The 20256-nt window shown below is 63.9% G+C and carries 11 protein-coding genes; 6 read left to right on the top strand and 5 right to left on the bottom strand.

The features are described 5' to 3' along the window. Positions 1-92: 92 nt before the first annotated feature. The 4 genes from ACYOEI_RS15460 to aroF all read right to left on the bottom strand — a co-directional run bounded on the left by ACYOEI_RS15460 (position 93) and on the right by aroF (position 3499). The gene (locus ACYOEI_RS15460; RefSeq protein WP_462850412.1) at positions 93-971 is read right to left on the bottom strand and encodes a YicC/YloC family endoribonuclease; all 879 of its coding nucleotides are present in this window, start codon (positions 969-971) and stop codon (positions 93-95) included. A gap of 155 nt (positions 972-1126) precedes the next feature. Next, positions 1127-1582 (bottom strand): preprotein translocase subunit SecG, encoded by a 456-nt coding sequence (secG, locus tag ACYOEI_RS15455; RefSeq protein ID WP_462850411.1) that lies wholly within the window; start codon positions 1580-1582, stop codon positions 1127-1129. A gap of 97 nt (positions 1583-1679) precedes the next feature. After that, positions 1680-2462: a triose-phosphate isomerase gene (gene tpiA, locus ACYOEI_RS15450; protein ID WP_462850410.1), complete on the bottom strand. Its 783-nt coding sequence runs from the start codon at positions 2460-2462 to the stop codon at positions 1680-1682. Beyond that, positions 2462-3499: a 3-deoxy-7-phosphoheptulonate synthase gene (gene aroF / locus ACYOEI_RS15445; protein ID WP_462850409.1), complete on the bottom strand. Its 1038-nt coding sequence runs from the start codon at positions 3497-3499 to the stop codon at positions 2462-2464. The genes tpiA and aroF overlap by 1 nt, the downstream gene beginning before the upstream one ends. Positions 3500-4157: 658 nt before the next feature. On the opposite strand from aroF, the gene ACYOEI_RS15440 reads away from it, so the two are divergent. From ACYOEI_RS15440 to ACYOEI_RS15430, 3 genes are read left to right on the top strand one after another with little or no spacing between them, the layout of a single operon-like run. Continuing rightward, positions 4158-5498, top strand: coding sequence for an efflux RND transporter periplasmic adaptor subunit (locus ACYOEI_RS15440; protein ID WP_462850408.1), 1341 nt, complete (start codon positions 4158-4160; stop codon positions 5496-5498). A 15-nt stretch (positions 5499-5513) separates the two neighbouring features. Further along, positions 5514-9470 carry an efflux RND transporter permease subunit gene (locus ACYOEI_RS15435; protein ID WP_462850407.1) on the top strand — a complete coding sequence of 1319 codons (3957 nt, stop codon included), beginning with the start codon at positions 5514-5516 and terminating at the stop codon, positions 9468-9470. A 20-nt stretch (positions 9471-9490) separates the two neighbouring features. Continuing rightward, the gene (locus tag ACYOEI_RS15430; RefSeq protein ID WP_462850406.1) at positions 9491-12856 is read left to right on the top strand and encodes an efflux RND transporter permease subunit; all 3366 of its coding nucleotides are present in this window, start codon (positions 9491-9493) and stop codon (positions 12854-12856) included. Between the two features lie 226 nt (positions 12857-13082). Here the strand turns inward: ACYOEI_RS15430 and pheA are convergent, their stop codons facing one another. Then, positions 13083-14213 carry a prephenate dehydratase gene (gene pheA / locus ACYOEI_RS15425; protein ID WP_462850404.1) on the bottom strand — a complete coding sequence of 377 codons (1131 nt, stop codon included), beginning with the start codon at positions 14211-14213 and terminating at the stop codon, positions 13083-13085. A gap of 577 nt (positions 14214-14790) precedes the next feature. Here pheA and dnaK point away from each other — a divergent pair. From dnaK to clpB, 3 genes are all read left to right on the top strand, one after another. After that, entirely contained in the window at positions 14791-16722 is a 1932-nt protein-coding gene (dnaK, locus tag ACYOEI_RS15420; RefSeq protein WP_462850403.1) for a molecular chaperone DnaK, read from the top strand. Between the two features lie 156 nt (positions 16723-16878). Continuing rightward, a complete protein-coding gene (locus tag ACYOEI_RS15415) occupies positions 16879-17286 on the top strand; it encodes a hypothetical protein (protein WP_462850402.1) in 408 nt (135 codons plus the stop codon). Positions 17287-17591: 305 nt separating this feature from the next. Continuing rightward, positions 17592-20237: an ATP-dependent chaperone ClpB gene (clpB, locus tag ACYOEI_RS15410; RefSeq protein ID WP_462850401.1), complete on the top strand. Its 2646-nt coding sequence runs from the start codon at positions 17592-17594 to the stop codon at positions 20235-20237. The last annotated feature ends 19 nt before the right edge of the window (positions 20238-20256 follow it).

Raw genomic sequence — 20256 nt, 5'->3', positions numbered from 1 at the left:
CCTCTCGATCGATCACGCCTCGAAGCCGTCCCGCTCGTACAACACGCACGAACAGATCCACAGTGGTTCCAATTATCACTGTGGTCGAATGTTCATTCAACGTTCTGGATCAGCTCGCGGATCTTCTCGAGCAGGCCCTTGATCTCGACCACGGAGCGGCTGATTTCGACGTCGTTCGCCTTCGAGCCGATCGTGTTGGTCTCGCGGCCCATCTCCTGGACGACGAACTCGAGCTTCCGCCCGGAGCTCTCGACTTCGTGGATGACGTCGATGTACTGGGCGAGGTGGGCACGGAGCCGGACGATCTCCTCGGAGATGTCGGCACGCTCGGCGAGGATGGCGACCTCGCGAAGCAGGTCGGCAGGCTGGATCGTGACTCCCTGGCCCTCGACCAGCGATTGCACTCGTTCGGTGAGTCGCTTCTGATACGAGGCCACCACGTCCGGGCCACGCTCGGCGATCCGGCTCAGGTGCGTCGCGACCCCTTTCCCGAGGACGAGCAGTTCTTCGGCCATGATACGGCCTTCTTCGGCCCGCACGGCCTGGAGCTTACCCAAGGCCTCACTGACGACCCTCGCAAGGGTGGGCCAATCGTCCTTCGGGTCGTCGGTCGAAGGTTTCCTCTCCTCGACCACACCGGGGAGGACCAGGAGCGACCCGACCGCGACGGGGCCCGCCCCCTCGCCTGCGAGGCTCGCAAGCTGATTTCGATAACTTTCTAAGGCGACCAGATTCAGGCGATAGTCCTCGGCACGACGGGGACGATCGACTCGAAGAGCAAGCTGGACGGTGCCACGGCGGACCGACTCGCGGACGATCCGTTCCAGCTCCGGTTCGAGCGCACCGTAGGGCTCGCTAATCTTGGCGTTCAGCTTGAGGTGGCGGTTGTTCACCGTCCTGACCTCGACGCTGACGAGCCAACGCTCTTCCTGGAGCCGGGCTTCACCGAATCCGGTCATGCTCAGCAGCACGGAGACCTCATGGCAGGGGCAAAATCGAGGTGGGAAGGTCAGGCCACTCACACAAGCAGGACGGGCCTCAACCCAAATCGGGAGGCCCGTCCTCAGTTCGAATCCGGCTTCCTCGAGGGAAGACCTCGGGAAGACTCGGTCGGTCTCAATGCCCGTTACTTGGCGGGCGGGATGGCGGGGACATCCGTCGGGGCCGCCGGGCTCGAGCTCGGGATCTTGGCCGCGGGAGCCGGAGTTGTCGACGGGGCGGGGACGACTGGGGGCGGCATGGTGGAGCTGGCGTCCTTGCTCGCCTTGCCACCGACGGTACCCGTGATGTCCTTCGAGACCTTGGTGGTCGCCGGTGACGTGCTATTGTCCCAGGCCGAGTCGGCTCCGCGGTTGGCGATGATGACGAGGATCATGCAGAGGAAGTACCAGAAGCCCGCCACGCACATGGTTACCTTCGTGAAGACGTCGCCGGCCTTCGTCCCGAAGGCGCTCGACCCGCCGACACCACCGAAGGCCCCGGCGAGTCCGCCCCCCTTGCCGCGCTGGATGAGGACCAGGCAGATCAGGAAGAGCGAGGTCAGGACCAACAACGAGCTCAGGATACCACTGAGGATTCCCACGGCCGAAGTCCTTAAGCCTAGTGTTTAGAGTCCGGCGAGGATGGGGTGGCCATCCTCGCGTCTGCCGGGAAAACCCGGCGGTTGCCTTGGGTTTCCGTCAATCCTTGCCCTTGGCCGTGACGTCCACGGCGGCCTTGATGATCCCGAGGAAATCGGCCGCCTTGAGGCTGGCACCGCCGACCAGGGCCCCGTCGATGTCGGGTGCCCCGAGGAGCTGGGCCGCGTTGTCGGGCTTGACGCTCCCCCCGTATTGGACGACGACCCGGGCCGCGGTCGCTTCGCCGAACTTGCTGGTGAGCCAGTCGCGAATGTACTCGTGGACCGCCTGGGCCTGTTCAGGGGTCGCAGTCAAGCCGGTCCCGATCGCCCAGACCGGTTCGTACGCGAGCACGACGCCGGCCATCTGCTCGGGGGAAAGCCCTGCGAGCGAGCCGGTCAACTGCCCGACGACGACGTCATTCGTCTGATCTGCCTGGCGTTCCTCGAGGGTTTCCCCGATGCAAACGATGGGGATGAGGCCGACACCGATGGCGCTGTGAAGCTTGGCGTTGACCTGGGCATCCGTCTCGCCGAGGCCGTGCCTCCGCTCGCTGTGCCCGAGGACGACGTGGGTGCAGCCGGCGTCCTGGAGCATCGCCCCCGAGACGTCGCCGGTGTAAGCCCCGTCCGCCTTCCAGTGCATGTTCTGCGCACCGAGGCCGATCGGCGAGCCCGCGAGGACGGCGTCGACCTGGTAGAGGAAGGGAGCCGGGGGGCAAACGGCGACCCGAACCTCGGTCGTGGTCCCGACGCCCGCCTTGACGGCCTCGGCCAATGCCACGGCCGCTTCGGCCGTGGGGGGATTCATCTTCCAGTTGCCCGCGATGAACAGGGGACGCATCAAACAGTCACTCCACCACAGACGTCGATCGTCTTGCCCAGCACTTCGGCGAGTTGCCGGAGTTGATCCATGAGCTGGGCATATTGCACGGGCAGGAGCGCCTGCGGTCCGTCCGAGAGGGCCTTCTCGGGGCACGAGTGGACCTCGATATGCACGCCGTCGGCCCCCGCGGCAACTCCCGCCCGGGACATCGCCGGGATCAGGTCGGGCCGACCGGTCGCGTGACTCGGGTCGACGATGATCGGCAAGTGGCTGAGACCCTTCGCGTTGGGGACGATCGAGAGGTCGAGAGTGTTCCGCGTCGAGTCCTCGAAGGTCCGCACGCCACGCTCGCAGAGGATCACTTCGCGATTGCCCTGCGCGAGGACGTACTCGGCCGACATCAACAAGTCCTTGACCGTCGCGCTCATCCCCCGCTTGAGCAGGACGGGGGTCTTGGTCTTGCCGACTTCCTTGAGCAGGTCGAAGTTTTGCATGTTCCGCGCACCGATCTGGAAGATGTCGGTGTAGCGGACGACGAGGTCGACCTGGCGCGGGTCCATGACCTCGGTGACCACGGGCATCCCGAATCGTTCGCCGGTTGCCTTGAGCATCTTGAGCCCGTCTTCGCCGAGCCCCTGGAAGCTGTAGGGCGAGGTCCTCGGCTTGAAGGCACCGCCGCGAAGGACATTCGCCCCGGCGTCGCGGACCTTCTCCGCGATCTCGACCAGCCTCTCTTCACTCTCGATGGCACACGGGCCCGCGATCATCATCAGGTGGCCGCCGCCCACCTTGACGCCCTTGATGTCGAAAACCGAGTCGTCAGGATGAAACTCGCGGCTCGCGAGCTTGTACGCCTTGAGGATCGGGACCACCTGCTCGACGCCCGCGATCGCTTGCAAAGGCTCGGCCTGGAGCTTGTCCTCGTCCCCAATCACGCCGATGATCGTCCGGGAGACCCCCTGGCTCAGATGTGGGGTAAATCCCAACGCTTCGATCCGCTCGAGGACGTGCTGGATGACATCCGGGGTCGGATTCGGCTTCAGAACGATGATCATCGTCAGTACTCGGGGTTCCCAAGTCGGCACGCCCGGCCTGACTCCTCCCGAACGTCGGAGGGCGACCGTTCTCCATTGGGCGAACGTAAGAGTGTAATGATCGCGGGATTCCGAGGGAAGTCGAATCCGCCATGGCTCCAAATTTCCCAACCCCGACCCGTGGAGTGCTCCCCAGGTTTACCTAACGTCGCGGCCGAGCACCGAAGTGACTCCATCCAATTTTTTTCGGGAGACTTCAAACCCACGAAATGACGTACACGCCACGTTTTCGGACGATTATCAATAATGTTCTCGAAGATTTAAGAAATTCGTCCATAAGGACTTGGGACTCTGCCTCGGCACTCGCGAATTGCCCGGGGCGGGAGTTCCGCTACAATGGTTAAGGAATTCCATACCTTGCCGGGCGACGTTGCTAGATCGCCCTCCTCGTCGATCGTGCTTTCAAAAAATATCAAGCCGTCCCCCCCCGACGGAATCGCCTAGCTCTAGATGTCGGGAGGGATCGCGACCGGGCCCGAGAGGCCCAATTGTCCGGTATCGTCCCGAGGGCCCTCGCGGGCGATCGAACGTCCGCCGGGTCGGTCCGCGCCCCTTTTTGAGATTCGGTCGGAATCATCCCCACATTGCTTGATCTTTGGTCGGAGGTCCCGGGAACTCGATGCGGACACATCTTCTCTTGACCATGTTCGCCGCGGCGGGGGTCGTCCTTTCGGGCTGTGGCCAAGACGAGCCGGTGATCCCCCCGACGAAACCGCCGACGGTCGTCGTCAGCGCCCCCATCACCGATGAGATCACCGACTTCGAGGAGTTCACGGGCCGGACGGACGCGATCTTCTCGGTCGACGTCCGCGCCCGGGTCACCGGCTACCTCGACAAGGTCCAATTCAAGGACGGCGACGAGGTCAAGGAAGGTGATTTGCTCTTCGAGATCGACCCGAGGCCGTATGCGGCCGACCTCGCCCGCAACGAGTCGAACATCCTCCAGGGCATCGCTCGGCTGAATCGGCTCGACGCCGACCTTCGTCGCGTGAAGAACTTGTACAGCAAGGGGGGCGTGAGCCGCGAGGAATTCGACCGCGTCACCGGCGACCGCGCCGAGGCCGAGGCGGCCGTCGGCATCGCGAAGGCGAACCACGACCTCGCCAAGCTCAACGTCACCTTCACGAGGATCACGGCCCCGATCTCGGGCCGCCTCAGTCGACGACTCATCGACCCCGGGAACCTGGTCAAGGCCGACGATACGATTCTGACGTCGATCGTCTCGCAGGACCCGATCTATGTTTATTTCGACATGGACGAGCGGACGATGCTCAAGATACGCCGACTGATCCGCGAGGGTAAGGTCAAGTCGATCCGCGAGGCCCAGGTCCCCGTCCTGATCGGCCTCTCCGACGAGGATGGCTATCCCCACAAGGGTGAGATCAACTTCAGCGACAACAAGATCGACCCCAACACGGGCACGCTCCGGGTCCGCGGCATCATCGCGAATCCGCTCGCCCGCGAAGGGGCGACCGTCCGGGTGCTCTCGCCGGGCCTCTTCGCCAAGGTCCACCTCCCGATCGGCAGCCCCCACAAGGAGATCCTCGTCCCCGAGGAAGCGATCGGGACCGATCAGGGGCGCAAGTATCTCTTTGTCGTCAAAGACGAGAAGAGGAAGCCCGCCAAGCCCAAGGACGCGAAGTCCGAGAAGGGGGAGACGGGGCACGCGGCGAAGGAGGCCCCCGTCGCTGTGGCGACGAGCGAGAAGGCCGAAAAGGGCGAGCCCAAGAAGGCGGATGACGGGATCGACCACGTCGTCGTCGACCGGACGGTGACGGTGGGGGTCTCGCACAACGGCTATCGCGTCGTCACCAAGGGACTCGACGTCAACGAACTGGTGATCGTCAGCGGACAACAGCGCGTCCGGCCCGGGGCGAAGGTCGAACCTCGCCTGAAGGCGGATCCGTCACAGACCCCCGGCAAGACGGCATCCCTGCCTGGCCAAGTACGCCCCCTCTAACCGGGAGAGTCGGCCTTGATCTCTCGCTTCTTCATCGACCGGCCCATCTTCGCCTCGGTGCTCTCGATCGTCATCACCCTCGCCGGGGGGATCGCGCTGTTCGCCCTGCCGATCGCGCTGTATCCGCCGGTCTCGCCGCCGACCGTCCAGGTCGACTGCACCTACCCGGGTGCCAGCGCCCAGGTCGTCGCCGAGACGGTCGCGGTGCCGATCGAGCAGCAGGTCAACGGCGTCGAGAACATGATGTACATGTCGTCGCAGTGCACGAACGACGGCGCGTACAACCTGACCGTCACGTTCAAGCACGGCGTCAACCTGAACATGGCCCAGGTCCTGGTCCAGAACCGGGTCAGCCTGGCATTGCCGAACTTGCCCGACGTGCTCAAGCAGACCGGCGTGACGACGAGGAAGAAGGCCCCCGACATTCTCCTTGCCATTGCGCTTAACTCGCCGGGCGCGAAGCGTGACCAACTCTATCTGAGCAACTACGCGCTTCTACACATCAAGGATGAGCTGGCCCGGATCCCCGGCGTCAGCGACATCAACATGATGGGCCAGCGCGATTACAGCATGCGCATCTGGGTCGACCCGGATCAGCTCGCGTCGAGGAACATGACGGCGAGCGACGTGGTCGAGGCCCTCCGCTCCCAAAACATGCAGATCGCCACCGGACAGATCGGCCAGCCGCCGACCGCGTCCGGGCAGAAGATCCAGATCACGCTCAGCACGCTCGGTCGCCTCACGGAAGTCGAGCAATTCGAGAACGTGATCGTCCGTGCCACCCCCGAAGGAAGGCTGGTCCGGATCAAGGACGTCGCCAGGGTCGAGCTCGGGGCCAAGAACCAGGACATCTCGGGGCGCGTCAATGGCAACCCGACCGTGAGCCTCGCGATCTTCCAACTCCCCGACGCCAACGCGCTCGACGTCGCCGTCGCGGTCAAGCAGAAGATGAAGGAACTCGCCGCCGACTTCCCCGACGGCGTCGGCTTCGAAATCCGCTACGACACGACGCCGTTCATTCAGGAGTCGATCGACGAGGTCTTGAAGACTCTCTTCGAAGCGGTGGTGCTGGTCGCCATCGTCGTCCTCGTTTTCCTCCAGAGTTGGCGGTCGGCGATCATTCCGCTCGTCGCCGTGCCGGTGGCGATCGTGGGGACCCTCGCCGTCATGGCGGCGATGGGCTTCAGCCTCAATAACCTCACGCTCTTCGGCCTGGTGCTCTCGATCGGGATCGTGGTCGACGACGCGATCGTCGTGGTCGAGGCGGTCGAGCACCATATCGAACACGGGATGTCCCCGAGAGACGCCACGATCAAAGCGATGGACGAGGTCTCGGGCCCCGTCATCGCGATCGGCCTGGTGCTGACAGCGGTATTCGTGCCCTGTGCGTTCATCAGCGGGATCGTCGGTCAGTTCTTCAGACAATTCGCGCTGACGATCGCCACCTCCACGATCATCTCGGCGTTCAACTCGCTGACGCTCAGCCCCGCGCTCGCGGCGAAGCTGTTGAAGCCGAAAACCCAGGGCACTTCCGACGCATTGCCGCGTCCGGCAATCGCCGCGTTTGGAGGTTGGCTAGGCTGGGCCCACTTGACTCCTTGGGTTCTGGCCAAGGTCGGTCGTGGAGACATTCCCACTTGGTGGGCTATTGCGCTCGGCTCGACGATTGTTGGGATCTTTGCGGGATGGCTGGTCTCCCGAATCCTGAACTGGCTACTGTCGGGCTTTTTCTGGCTCTTCAACGCCGGGTTCCGCCACGCGACCAACGCGTATACAAAGCTGGTTGCAGGGATGCTCCGCGTGAGCATGCTGGTGTGCCTCGGGTACGGAGCCCTGCTCTACCTGACCTACTGGGATTTCAATCACACGCCTAAGGGATTCATCCCGTCGCAGGACATGGGATATCTCCTGGTCAACGTCCAGCTTCCCGACTCCGCGTCGCAAGAGCGGACGATGACCGTCATGAACCGGTTGGAGCAGATCGCCCACCAGGTCCCTGGCGTGAAGCATACCCAGGCGACTTCGGGGATGTCGCTCCTCCTGAGTGCGAACGGCTCGAACTTCGGCTCGATGTTCGTGATGCTCGACGGGTTCGAGCATCGTCGGACGCCGGATTTGACCAGTGACAGCATCGCCAAGAAGCTTCGCGAACGGTTCGACAAGGAAGTGCCCGAGGCGATGCTCACCGTGCTCGGTCCCCCGCCAGTCCGCGGCGTCGGCCGCGCGGGCGGGTTCAAATTCATGGTCGAGGACCGGGGCGACAACAAGCCCCAGACCTTGCAGGGACAGACCGAGAACCTCGTCGACCGGGCGAAGGCCATGAAGGTCGAGGCGACCGACGAGACTCCTTGGGACTCCCTGGTCGCGCTCTTCAACAAAGGCCCCAAGAAGGAAACGAAGCCCGGAGGCGGTCAGCGCCCGGCGTTCGTCGGCCTCACGTCGGTCTTTCGGGCGAATGTCCCATCTTTATATGTTGATGTGAATCGTCGTGAATGCATGGCGAAGGACGTCCAGTTGAAGGACTTCTTCGACACCTTGCGGATCTACCTGGGTTCGCTCTACGTCAACGACTTCAACCGGTTCGGCCGGACCTGGCAGGTTGTGGTCCAGGCCGATTCCAAGTTCCGCCACCGGATCGAAGATGCGAAACGGCTCAAGGTGCGCAACGCCCAGGGGACGATGGTGCCGGTGGCGGCACTTGCCGATATCCAGGAGGTCACCGGGCCGCTCGTCCTGACGCGCTATAACATGTATCCGGCCGCACCGATCAACGGGTCGGCCGCGCCGGGGGTCAGCTCGGGTACTGGCATCACGTTGATGGAGAAGCTGTCGAAGACGGAGCTTCTTAAGTCCATGACTTACGAATGGACCGAGCTGGCCTACCTCGAGCTCCAGGCGGGCAACACCGCCATGGTGATCTTCGGCTTCGCCGTCGTCATGGTGTTCCTCGTGCTCGCCGCGCAGTACGAGAGCTGGTCGCTCCCGATGGCGATCATCCTCGTCGTGCCGATGTGCCTCCTGAGCGCGATCATCGGGGTGCGGTACGTCAAGGCTGATATCAACATCTTTACACAGATTGGTTTCGTCGTGCTGGTGGGGCTCGCGAGCAAGAACGCGATCCTCATCGTCGAATTCGCGAAGATGTTGAAGGACAAGGGGGAGACGCCTCGCCAGGCGGCCCTCGACGCCTGCCGTCTCCGGCTCAGGCCGATCATCATGACCTCGTTGGCGTTCATCCTCGGGGTCGTGCCCCTGATGACCTCGACGGGCGCAGGGGCCGAGATGAGGCGGACGCTGGGCCTGACGGTCTTCAGCGGTATGCTTGGGGTCACCCTGTTCGGGATCGTTTTCACCCCGGTGTTTTTCCTCGTCATCGAGACCTTGGGCGAGTCGCACCTGTTCCACTGGCCGCTGCTTCGTCGCACGAGCAACGCGATCCTGTGGGTGCTCTCGTTCCGATTCCTACGGCGCCTGGTCCGTCGGCCGAAGCCCGTCCTGGTGTCGACATCCGCCCCACTGGAAATCCTCCCCGGACAGAAAAGTGCCAAGCCCTTCTTCGAGGAATTGCCCTCCCCGAAGCCCGTTTATTCCAACGGCTCGCACCACGAGAACGGCGTGGATTCGCACGCGAACGGGCTGGCTAACGGCAACGGCCATGCTCATTCCAGCGGCCACTCCTGTGCGAACGGCCATGCCGATTCCGACGAGACCTCGACGCACTCCAACGGCCACACTCCCGCGAACGGCCATTCGTCTCCCGCGAACGGGTTGACGTCCCATGCGAACGAGTCGGCGAAAGTGGCCAATGGGACGACGTCCGCGGAGAACGGCACGGCCCGCGATCCCCTCGAGGTTCACTCAGCCTCGAACGGGTCGCACCCCCTCGGCAACGGCACTCCTTCCGACTCGAACGGCACTCCACCCTCCTCGAATGGTCCCGTGACGCCCACCCTCCCCCCGTCGGGCCACTGACTTGGAGTTGAGCCAAGCTTATGTCGCGATTCTTCATCGACCGACCGATCTTCGCCGCGGTGCTCTCCATCGTGATCACCCTGGCGGGGGGGATCGCCGTCTTCACACTACCGATCGCGCAATACCCGGAGATCACGCCGCCCACGGTGGAGGTCTCCGCGTATTACCCGGGCGCCAATGCCCAGGTCGTCGCCGACACCGTGGCCGCTCCCATCGAGCAGCAGGTCAACGGCGTCGAGAACATGATGTACATGTCGTCGCAATGCACCAACGACGGCAACTACAAGCTGACCATCACGTTCCGGCTCGGCGTCGACCTGAATATGGCCCAGGTCCTGGTGCAGAACCGTGAGTCTTTGGCCGAGCCGATCCTGCCGGATCTGGTCAAGCGCCGAGGGGTGACGGTCAAGAAGAAGTCACCCAGCATCTTGATGATCGTCAACCTGTTCTCGCCGGACGATAGTCGCGACAACCTGTACTTGAGCAACTACGCGACGATTCAGCTCCGCGACGAGCTCGCTCGTTTGCCGGGCGTCGGCGACATCACCTACCTCGGCCAGCGCGACTACAGCATGCGGGTCTGGCTCGACCCCGGGAAGATGTCGTTTCGCGGCCTGACCTCGAGCGACGTCGTCCGGACGATCGAGCAGCAGAACGCCCAGGTCGCCGCAGGCCAGATTGGGCAGCCGCCCGTGCCCACGGGCCAGGTCTTCCAGTACACAATGAGTACCCTGGGCCGGCTCATCGACGCGGACCAGTTCGCGGATATGATCCTCAAGACCGACAACCAGGGGCGAATTGTCCGGCTCAAGGACGTTGCACGCATCGAGCTCGGTGCCCAGGCCTACGACCAGACTTGTACCTTGGATGGCAAGCCATCGGTGGCCCTCTCCATCTACCAACGTCCGGGTTCGAACGCGCTCGAGACCGCCGCCCTCGTCGAACGGAAGATGGACGAGCTCAAGGCCCGGTTCCCGGAAGGCCTCGACTACTCGATCGTCTACGACACCACGCCGTTCATCCGAGAGTCCGTCAGCGAGGTGTTCAACACCCTTCGAGACGCGATCATCCTTGTCGCGATCGTGGTCCTCGTCTTCCTCCAGAACTGGCGGGCGGCGATCATCCCGCTGATCGCGGTCCCCGTGGCGATCATCGGCACCTTCGCGGTGATGGCGGCGATGGGGTTCTCGCTCAATAATCTCTCACTCTTCGGCCTGGTGCTCGCGATCGGGATCGTGGTCGATGACGCGATCGTCGTGGTCGAGGCGGTCGAACATCATATCGAACACGGGATGTCACCGAGAGACGCCACCGTGCAGGCCATGGACGAGGTGTCAGGTCCGGTCATCGCGATCGGCCTGGTGCTGACGGCGGTGTTCGTGCCTTGTGCGTTCATCAGCGGGATCGTCGGCCAGTTCTTTAGACAATTCGCGCTGACGATCGCGACGTCGACGGTCATCTCGGCGTTCAACTCGTTGACGCTCAGCCCGGCCCTCTCGGCCCTCCTCCTCCGCTCACGTTCGCAAGGGGGCGGCGAGGCCTTGCCGAGGCCGGCATTCGCACTCGCCGGGATGTGGGTTGGGTGGGAATACTTGACCCCGTATCTCGCCAAGCTGATGGGCCCTTCGGCCGGGGCTGCGCTCGGGCTTGGCATCGATCCGTCGATGTATCCGGCGATCGCCGCGACTTTGGTCGGTGCGCTCGGCGGCTGGATCGTCGGGTGGCCTATCAATAAGGTGCTAATCGCGTTCTTCCGCCTGTTCAACGCGGGGTTCACGATCGCGACGAACGCGTATACCCGCGTCGTCGGGATGCTCTTGCGAGTCAGCCTGATCGTCCTGGTGGCCTACGGTGGGTTGCTTTACCTCACGTACTACGGGTTTGCCCACACGCCGACGGGCTTCATCCCGACGCAGGATAAGGGGTACCTCCTCGTCAACGTCCAGATGCCCGACTCCACCTCGCTGGAACAGACCCAGAAGGTCATGCGGCGGATCGAGGAGATCTCGAGGAAGGTCAAGGGGGTCAGCCACACCGTCGCGATCGCGGGCCAGTCGATCCTCCTGAATGCCAATGCGCCGAACTTCGGTGCGATGTACGTCATGCTCGAGGAGTTCCACCACCGGAACGCCCCCGGCCTTTCCGGGGATGAGATCGCCGCCAAGCTCAATTCCGCCTATCAGGAAGAGATCGAGGACGGCCTGATCAACATCTTTGGCGCACCTCCCGTCGATGGCCTCGGCACGGCCGGCGGCTTCAAGGCGATCGTCGAGGATCGCGGCGACTCAGGCTCGGAGGTCCTCCAGTCGGTCGCGGATCGCGTCGTGACCAATGGAAACGACACGCGAGGACTCCAGGGACTTTTCACGAGCTTCCGAGCGAACACCCCCTGGCTCTTTCTCGATATCGACCGCACGAAGGTCGAGACTTCGGGAGTGTCGATGGGTGAGGTCTTCAACACGCTCCAGGTCTACCTCGGGTCGCTGTACGTCAACGACTTCAACCGGTTCGGCCGGACTTGGCAGGTCAACGTCCAGGGCGACTCGAACTTCCGGAAGCAGATCGAGGACCTCAAGCAACTGAAGATCCGCAACCGAGCCGGCGGGATGGTTCCGCTCGGGACCATGGCCAGCATCAAAGACCGGAGCGGCCCGGTGCTGCTGATGCGCTACAACATGTACCCGTCTGCGGCGATCAACGGGACGCCCGGCCCGGGCGTCAGCTCCGGCCAGGCGATCGGCCTGATGTCGGGTGTGACCAGGGACGAGCTTCCGAACTCGATGCGATCCGAATGGACGGAGCTCGCGCTCCTGCAACTCGAGACGGGGAACACCGCGATGCTGGTGTTCTTGCTCGCGGTCATCCTCGTGTTCCTGGTGCTCGCGGCACAATACGAGAGCTGGTCCTTGCCGTTCTCGGTCATCCTCGTCGTCCCGATGTGCTTGCTCTGCTCGGTCGCGGGCGTCCTCTACGCGAAGATGGATATCAACATCTTCACGCAGGTCGGTTTCATCGTGCTCGTCGGCCTCGCGTGCAAGAACGCGATCCTCATCGTCGAGTTCGCGAAGGCCCGCCGCGAGGCGGGCGTCCCCCGACGACAGGCGACGCTCGAGGCGTGCCAGCTCCGACTCCGCCCGATCATGATGACCTCACTCGCGTTCATCCTCGGCGTCGTGCCGCTGGTGATCGCGGAAGGGGCCGGTGCCGAGATGCGGCGAACGCTGGGCACCGCCGTCTTCAGCGGCATGCTCGGGGTCACCCTCTTCGGGATTTTCTTGACCCCCGTCTTCTACAGCGTGATCCAGTGGCTCAACGACCGACTCGCGGGCGCGCCTGTCGCCGAGCCCGAGTATGTCGATGAGCCGCACGCCGCTCATGGCCACTGACGTCGCCAGTCTCGGCCACCGAAGCGAACCGCGTCCCCGGCGAAAGACCGCCGGGGACGCGGTCGTTCGTGGGAGCCACGGGGCTGGCCCTTCGGATTCCTCGCCACGGGGCGAACACGGATGAAACACGGATCTACTCAATAGTTTATTGAGTTGATCCGTGTTGGGTTTTAGAATTTAATCTGTGCCGATCCGCGTCATCTGTTGATGGAAACCTCTTCGCTGATCAGGTCTCGATGTACTCTCCCCGGGGATAAGAACCGAGGATTTCGAGCCGTTCGCAGCGTTTCCGGACGGCGTCGAGGGTCTTCTTGACCGCCTCGTCTTCGGCGTGGCCGTCGATGTCGAGGAAGAAGAGGTACGAGGGGTCTCGGTCGTTCGGGTTCGCGCTGTTGGGGAACGACTCGATCCAGGTCATGTTCACCTCGTTCTTGCCGAACGGGGCGATGGCGTCGGGGAGGGCACCCGGCTTGTGCGGGATCCGAAGCAGGAGGGTGGTCTTATCGCGCCCGGTCCTGGCCTCGCTGTGTTCGGAGATGACGGCGAATCGGGTCACGTTGTGGGGCTGGTCCTCGATGTTGGCGGCGAGGAGCTTCAACCCGTAGGCCTCCCCCGCAGACCGGCTGGCGACGGCCGCGGAGAACTCCTCACGGGCGGCGAGCTCGGCGGCGTGGGCGGAGGAGACGACATCGACGACCCGGGCCTGGGGCAGGTTCTTGCCGATCCAGTGGCGGCACTGCGAGAGGGCCTGGGCCTTGGAGTAGATCCGCTGGACCTGGCTCCACTCGCCCTGTCCGAGCAGGCAGTGATGGATCCTGAGTCGAACCTCGGCGCGGATCTTCAAGCCGGGGAGTCGGACGAACATGTCGAGCGTGTCGGCGATCCGTCCGTCCGTCGAGTTCTCGAGCGGGACGATGCCGAACTGGACGTGTCGGCGGTTGACCTCCTCGAACACTGCGGCGATCGATCCGACCGGCACGTGCTCGATCCCCTCGCCGAACTTCGAGACCGAGGCGAGGTGGCTGTAGCTGTGCTTCGGCCCCAGGTAGGCGACTCGGAGGGGCTGCTGGAGGGCCCGAGAGCCGCTCATCAGCTCACGGAAGATCAGGCGGAGGGTCTCGTCCGGCAAGGGCCCCTTGCTGGCCCCGAGGACCTTGGCGAGGACCTCGTCCTCACGCGCGGGGGACCAGATCTCGAGCCCTTGCTTGTGCTTGACCTGGCCGATCTGGATCACGACCTCCGCCCGGCGGTTCAAGAGATGGACCAATTCCTTGTCGATTCGGTCGATCTCGGTCCGCAAGCTCGCCAGCGTAGGGGATCGTTTCGAATCCGGCGAGGAGGACGAAGGAGCGGACATTCCGGACTCGGAGGCGGGTTTGCGGGGCATCGGTCCACTCGGGGCCAGAGACCGGTTTTCACGACGCGGCGGGTTCAACGCAACCTTGGCCGTCACAAGTCGATACAAAAACGTCCGTGGGGATGTCAAGGCGATTCTCGAGCCCGTCGATTTGTCGTCCCGTTTCCCTTTGTCGCCAGGTTTCGTTACACTGGCTCGGGGCCTGCGTCCCGACACGGTCGAGACAACCGTGTGTCGTCCCCGCCTGTCCTTTTGGCAGGCGACTTTTCGTGCTCGCGCGGGCTTCTGCCAGATTGGCAGTGGACAAGATTTTGACGACGATGCCATCCCCCGGTCGGTCGAACGGAACCTCTTGCCAGGCGAGATGTAAGGCGAGAGGAACCGACGAAAATTCGACCATGGCACTGCCCTTGCATATCTTCGTTTTCGAGACGCGAGGCCGGGGAGCAGGGTGGTGCGTCTATGGGCCGCAAAGGCTGGCCCGCTCGCACGTTTGGATTTAGACAAAAGGTACTGAGTCCGGTGAGTCCCGTGGCCCGAACCCTCGCCACCGCTCAACCTGGAAAGGAGATTGGTCGTGGCTGAAGGTGAAAAGATTATCGGTATCGACCTCGGGACGACGAACAGCGTGGTCGCGGTGATGGAAGGTGGCGATGTGACCGTCATCGCCAATCAGGAGGGGAGCCGCCTGACCCCGTCGGTGGTGGCCTTCACCCCGAAAGGCGAGACGCTCGTCGGCGAGCCCGCCAAGCGTCAGGCGGTGACGAATCCCACCGGGACCGTCTACTCGATCAAGCGCTTCATGGGCCGTCGCCACGACGAAGTCCGCGGCGAAGAGAAGATGGTCCCCTATCAGGTCGTCGGGGGATCAAGCGACTACGTCAAGGTCCACGTCGGTGGGAAGGACTACACGCCGCCGGAGATCTCGGCGTTGGTCCTCCGGAAGTTGAAGGAGGCCGCCGAGAGCTATCTCGGTCACAAGATCCGCAAGGCGGTCATCACCGTCCCGGCCTACTTCAACGATAGCCAGCGCCAGGCCACGAAGGACGCTGGCCAGATCGCCGGTCTCGAGGTGGCACGGATCATCAACGAGCCGACCGCGGCTGCGCTGGCGTATGGCCTCGACCGGAAGAAGAACGAGAAGATCGCCGTCTTCGACCTCGGCGGCGGTACCTTCGATATTTCGATCCTCGACGTCGGCGACGGCGTGTTCGAGGTCCTCTCGACCAACGGGGACACCCACCTCGGTGGCGACGACTGGGACGAGGCCTTGATCCACTACATCGCCGGTGAATTCAAGAAGGAGCAGGGGGTCGACCTGCTGAAGGACCAGATGGCCCTCCAGCGGCTCAAGGAGGCCGCCGAGAAGGCCAAGAAGGACCTCTCGTTCCAGTCGACGGGCGAGATCAACCTCCCCTTCATCACGGCCGACCAGAACGGCCCCAAGCACCTGACGATGTCGATCAGTCGCAGCCAATTCGAGCGGCTCACCGACTCGCTCTTCGACCGCTGCAAGGCCCCCGTGCTCAAGGCCCTCGAAGACGCGAAGCTGAAGCCCTCCGACATCGACGAGGTGGTGGTCGTCGGCGGCTCGACCCGGATGCCGCGCGTCCAGCAGATCGTCAAGGAGATCTTCGGCAAGGATCCTCATAAGGGCGTGAACCCCGACGAGGTCGTCGCCATCGGCGCGGCGATCCAGGGGGCGGTGCTCACCGGCGACGTCAAGGACCTCCTCCTGCTCGACGTGACCCCGCTGTCGCTGGGCCTCGAGACCAAGGGGGGCGTGTTCACCAAGCTCGTCGAGCGGAACACCACGATCCCGACCGAGAAGAAGGAGACCTTCACGACCGCCGAGGACAACCAGACGGCCGTGACGATCAAGGTCTATCAGGGCGAACGCCCGATGGCCTCCGATAACCGACTTCTCGGCGAGTTCAACCTGGAAGGCATACCGCCGGCGCGGATGGGGACGCCGCAAGTCGAGGTCGCGTTCAACCTCGACGCCAACGGCATCCTCAACGTTACCGCCCGCGACAAGGGGACCGGCAAGGAGCAGACGATCAAGATCGAGTCGTCCGGGGGGCTCTCCAAGGACGAGATCGATCGGATGCAGCGCGACGCCGAGTCTCACGCCTCGGATGACAAGCGGAAGCGCGACCTGGCCGAGGCCCGCAACAACGCCGATCAGCGTGTTTATCAGCTCGAGAAGCTGATGGACGAGAACAAGGAGAAGCTCAACGACGGCGACAAGACGGCCGTCCGTGCCGCGATCGAACGGGTGAACGAGGCCAGGAAGGGGGAGGACCCCGCCGCGATCAACCAGGCGATCGAGGATCTCCAGCGTGCGAGCCAGGCGATGGCCGAGCACCTCTACGCGGCGAACGCCGCCGGGCCGGGCCCGGGCGCCGGAGCAGGGGCGGCCGCCGGCGGGCCGGCGGGCGGACAGGCCTCCGCCGATGGCGGCAAGGCGGATGACGTCATCGACGTCGAGTTCGAAGAAAAGAAGTAACTCCTCTGGTCCTCCCCAGGAGAGTCGGGCTCGCCCCGACTCTCCTTCGTTATTATCAAGTGATCGATACTTGGATAAAGGCACCGAACGGAACCGGGCCGTTTCCTCCAAGACGTCGCGACCACAGCCGCGTCTTTCCCCCGAGGAGCCGACGCTATGTCTCTGGATGACGCAAGGGCGGTCTACCCGATCCTGGTGCGTTTGGCCCGTGATCTCTCCCTGGCGGCCCGCGAGCGTCGCACCGCCGTCTGGATCTCCTACGACGACTTCTGCGCGCGTTGCAAGGAAGTCGGAGTGAAGGAGACCCCTCGCACGATCGCCACCAAGCTGCTCAAGCCGCTTCAGGCGGTCTGCCTCGAAAACAGCTTCCCCGACCTGAGCGCACTCATCATCCAGAAGCCGAAAGCCCGGAGTGACTTCGGCAACCTCCTGCGGCCGTCCGACGGCTGGTGGGATGCTTACGTCACGCGCGGTGAATCGACGGTGGGCGACGTCCCGTTCTGGTTCAAGCAGTTCCAGACCGCTCGCGACTTCCCCGATTGGCCCGAGGCCCCGTTCTTCTGAGCCCGAGCCGACAGCCCCACGGAGGCCTCGACGTTCGCCGAGATTCGGCGGGCTTCGGGGCCTCGTCTGCCTCTGCGAACGCCGCCTTGAGACGCCTCGAGTCGAATCGCCCGATCAGAAGATCGACAGATCGGAAGACTCTCACAAACTCACGAGCCGTTCTCTCACACATCTCCTCGATCGCCTCCTATTTCCGAGATTCTGGCGAACTGTTGGGATAGGGTTTGCGTATATACGCCTGACACCCTCCCACGCAGGAAATCAAATTCTCTGTACGACGGCACGGGCCGTCGAGAGGTGAAGATATGGCGTTCCGATTCGACCAACTCACGTTGAAGAGCCAAGAGGCCGTCCAGGGGGCCCAAGAGCTGGCGAAGGCCCGAGGGCACCAACGCATCGAGCCGATGCACCTGCTCGCGGCCCTGCTGGACCCCAACCAAACGGTCGTCCGCGCCTTGCTGGCCCAGCTCGGGGTCAACCCCGCCCAGGTGCTCCGTGCGGCCGAAGAAGGCTTGAATTCACTCCCCAAGGTATCCGGGGGCGAGACGACTCTCGGGCCCGACCTGAGTCGAGTCCTCGAGGCCGCCCAGGACGAATCCCAGAAGATGAAGGACCAATACGTCTCGGTCGAGCACCTGCTGCTCGGCCTGACGAAGGTCAAGAGCCGCGTCCAGGATGTCCTCGCGGCCGTCGGGATGACCGAGAAAGACCTCCACCAGGCCCTCCAGAAGGTCCGAGGGGGTCAGCGGGTCACCGACCAGAACCCCGATGACAAGTACCAGGCGCTCGAGAAGTACGGCCGCGACCTCGTCGCCATCGCCCGCGCCGGGAAGATGGATCCGGTCATCGGCCGCGACTCCGAGGTCCGCCGCGTCGTCCAGGTCCTGAGCCGAAGGACGAAGAATAACCCGATCCTGATCGGTGAGCCGGGCGTCGGAAAGACGGCCATCGTCGAAGGGCTGGCGCAGCGGATCGTCTCCGGAGATGTGCCGGAGAGCCTCCAGAACCGCAAAATCTTCGCCCTCGACATGGGAGCACTGGTGGCGGGGACGAAGTTTCGCGGCGAGTTCGAGGAGCGTCTCAAGGCGGTCCTAAAAGACGTGACCCAGTCGGAAGGGCGGATCATCCTCTTCATCGACGAACTCCATCTCGTCGTCGGCGCGGGCAAGGCCGACGGGGCGATGGATGCGGCGAACCTGCTCAAACCGGCCCTGGCCCGCGGCGAGCTCCGTTGTATCGGGGCCACGACGCTGGACGAGTTCCGCGAGCACATCGAGAAGGACGCCGCACTCGAAAGACGCTTCCAGCCGGTGTATGTCGGCGAGCCGACGGTCGAGGATACCGTGGCCATCCTCCGAGGCCTGAAGGAGCGGTACGAGGTCCACCATAAGGTCAAGATCCGCGACTCCGCGCTCGTCTCGGCCGCCAAGCTGGCCTCGCGATATATCACGGATCGGTTCCTCCCCGACAAGGCGATCGACCTCGTCGACGAGGCGTCGAGCCGGCTCGCCATGGAGTTGCAGTCGGTCCCGATGGAGATCGACGTCCTCCAGCGCCGGCTGCTCCAACTCCAGCTCGCGCAGCGAATGCTGGCCAAGGAGGACGAAGATCACGCGCACCAGCGACTCCTCGAGGTCGAGGACGAGATCGCCCGGGTCGAGAAGGAGCTCCAGGATCTGCGAGGGCAGTGGGAGCTGGAGAAGTCCGGGCTCGGTGACGTGCAGAAGGTCCGCGAGCGGCTCGCCGCGTGCCAGCTCGAGTACGGCCGTACCTGGGACGAGATCCGCCTCATGCAGCAGCGAGGCGAAAGGCCCGACGAGAAACAGTTCCAGGCGCTGGCCGCTCTCGATGCCGAACGAAAGACGCTCGACAACAAGATCGCCCAGGCCGAGGCGGCGGGCGACAGCCAGCCCAAGGACGCGAAGAGTCTGCTTAAGCGAGAGGTCGACTCGGAGGAGATCGCCGAGGTCGTGAGCCAGTGGACGGGGATCCCTGTCTCGCGAATGCTCACCACCGAGCGCGAGAAGCTGATCCACCTCGAGGAGCAGATCCACCTCCGGCTGGTCAACCAGTCGGCGGCCGTCCGCGCCGTGGCCGACGCGGTGAGGCGGAGCCGGGCCGGGTTGCAGGATCCGAACCGGCCGATCGGGTCGTTCCTGTTCCTTGGGCCGACCGGCGTGGGCAAGACCGAGTTGGCCAAGGCCCTGGCGGAATTCCTCTTCGATAGCGAGACCGCCATGGTCCGCATCGACATGAGCGAGTTCGGCGAGCGGCACAACGTCGCCCGACTCATCGGGGCCCCTCCCGGCTATGTCGGCTACGAAGAAGGGGGGCGGCTCACGGAGGCGATCCGACGTCGTCCCTACTCGGTCGTGCTCCTTGACGAGGTGGAGAAGGCGCACCGCGACGTCTTCAACGTCTTGCTCCAGGTCCTCGATGACGGGCGCTTGACGGACGGGCAGGGGAGGACGGTCGACTTCCGAAATACCGTCATCATCATGACCTCGAATCTGGGGAGTCAGGAGATCGCCCGGCTCGCCGAGTCGGGGGATGAGAACCGAATCCGCCGGTCCGTGATGGAGGTCTTGAAAGCCGAATTTCTTCCGGAGTTCCTCAACCGCATCGATGAGACGATCATCTTCCACCCGCTCCGGATGGAAGAGCTGACCAAGATCGCCGACATTCAGCTTCGTCGACTCCGGACGCAGCTCGCCGAAGCCGGCCTCGTGATCGAGGTCACCGACGCGGCCAAGCGGCAGCTCGCCGATGAGGGGTTCGATCCCGCTTATGGAGCCCGCCCGCTCAAGCGGGTGATCCAGCAGCGGATTACCAATCCCCTGGCCAGCTCACTCCTCCAGGGGGAGGCCAAGGCCGGGACGGTCATCGAAGTCGGCTGGGACGGGTCGGAGTTCACCTTCAAGCCCGTCGTCCCGGAGCCGGCCAGCACCTGATCGGCGAGACTTCCTCGGG

The sequence above is a fragment of the Singulisphaera rosea genome (assembly GCF_054877945.1).
The sequence above is the reverse complement of the archived record's forward strand: the minus strand, read 5'-3'. Positions and strand labels throughout refer to the sequence as shown.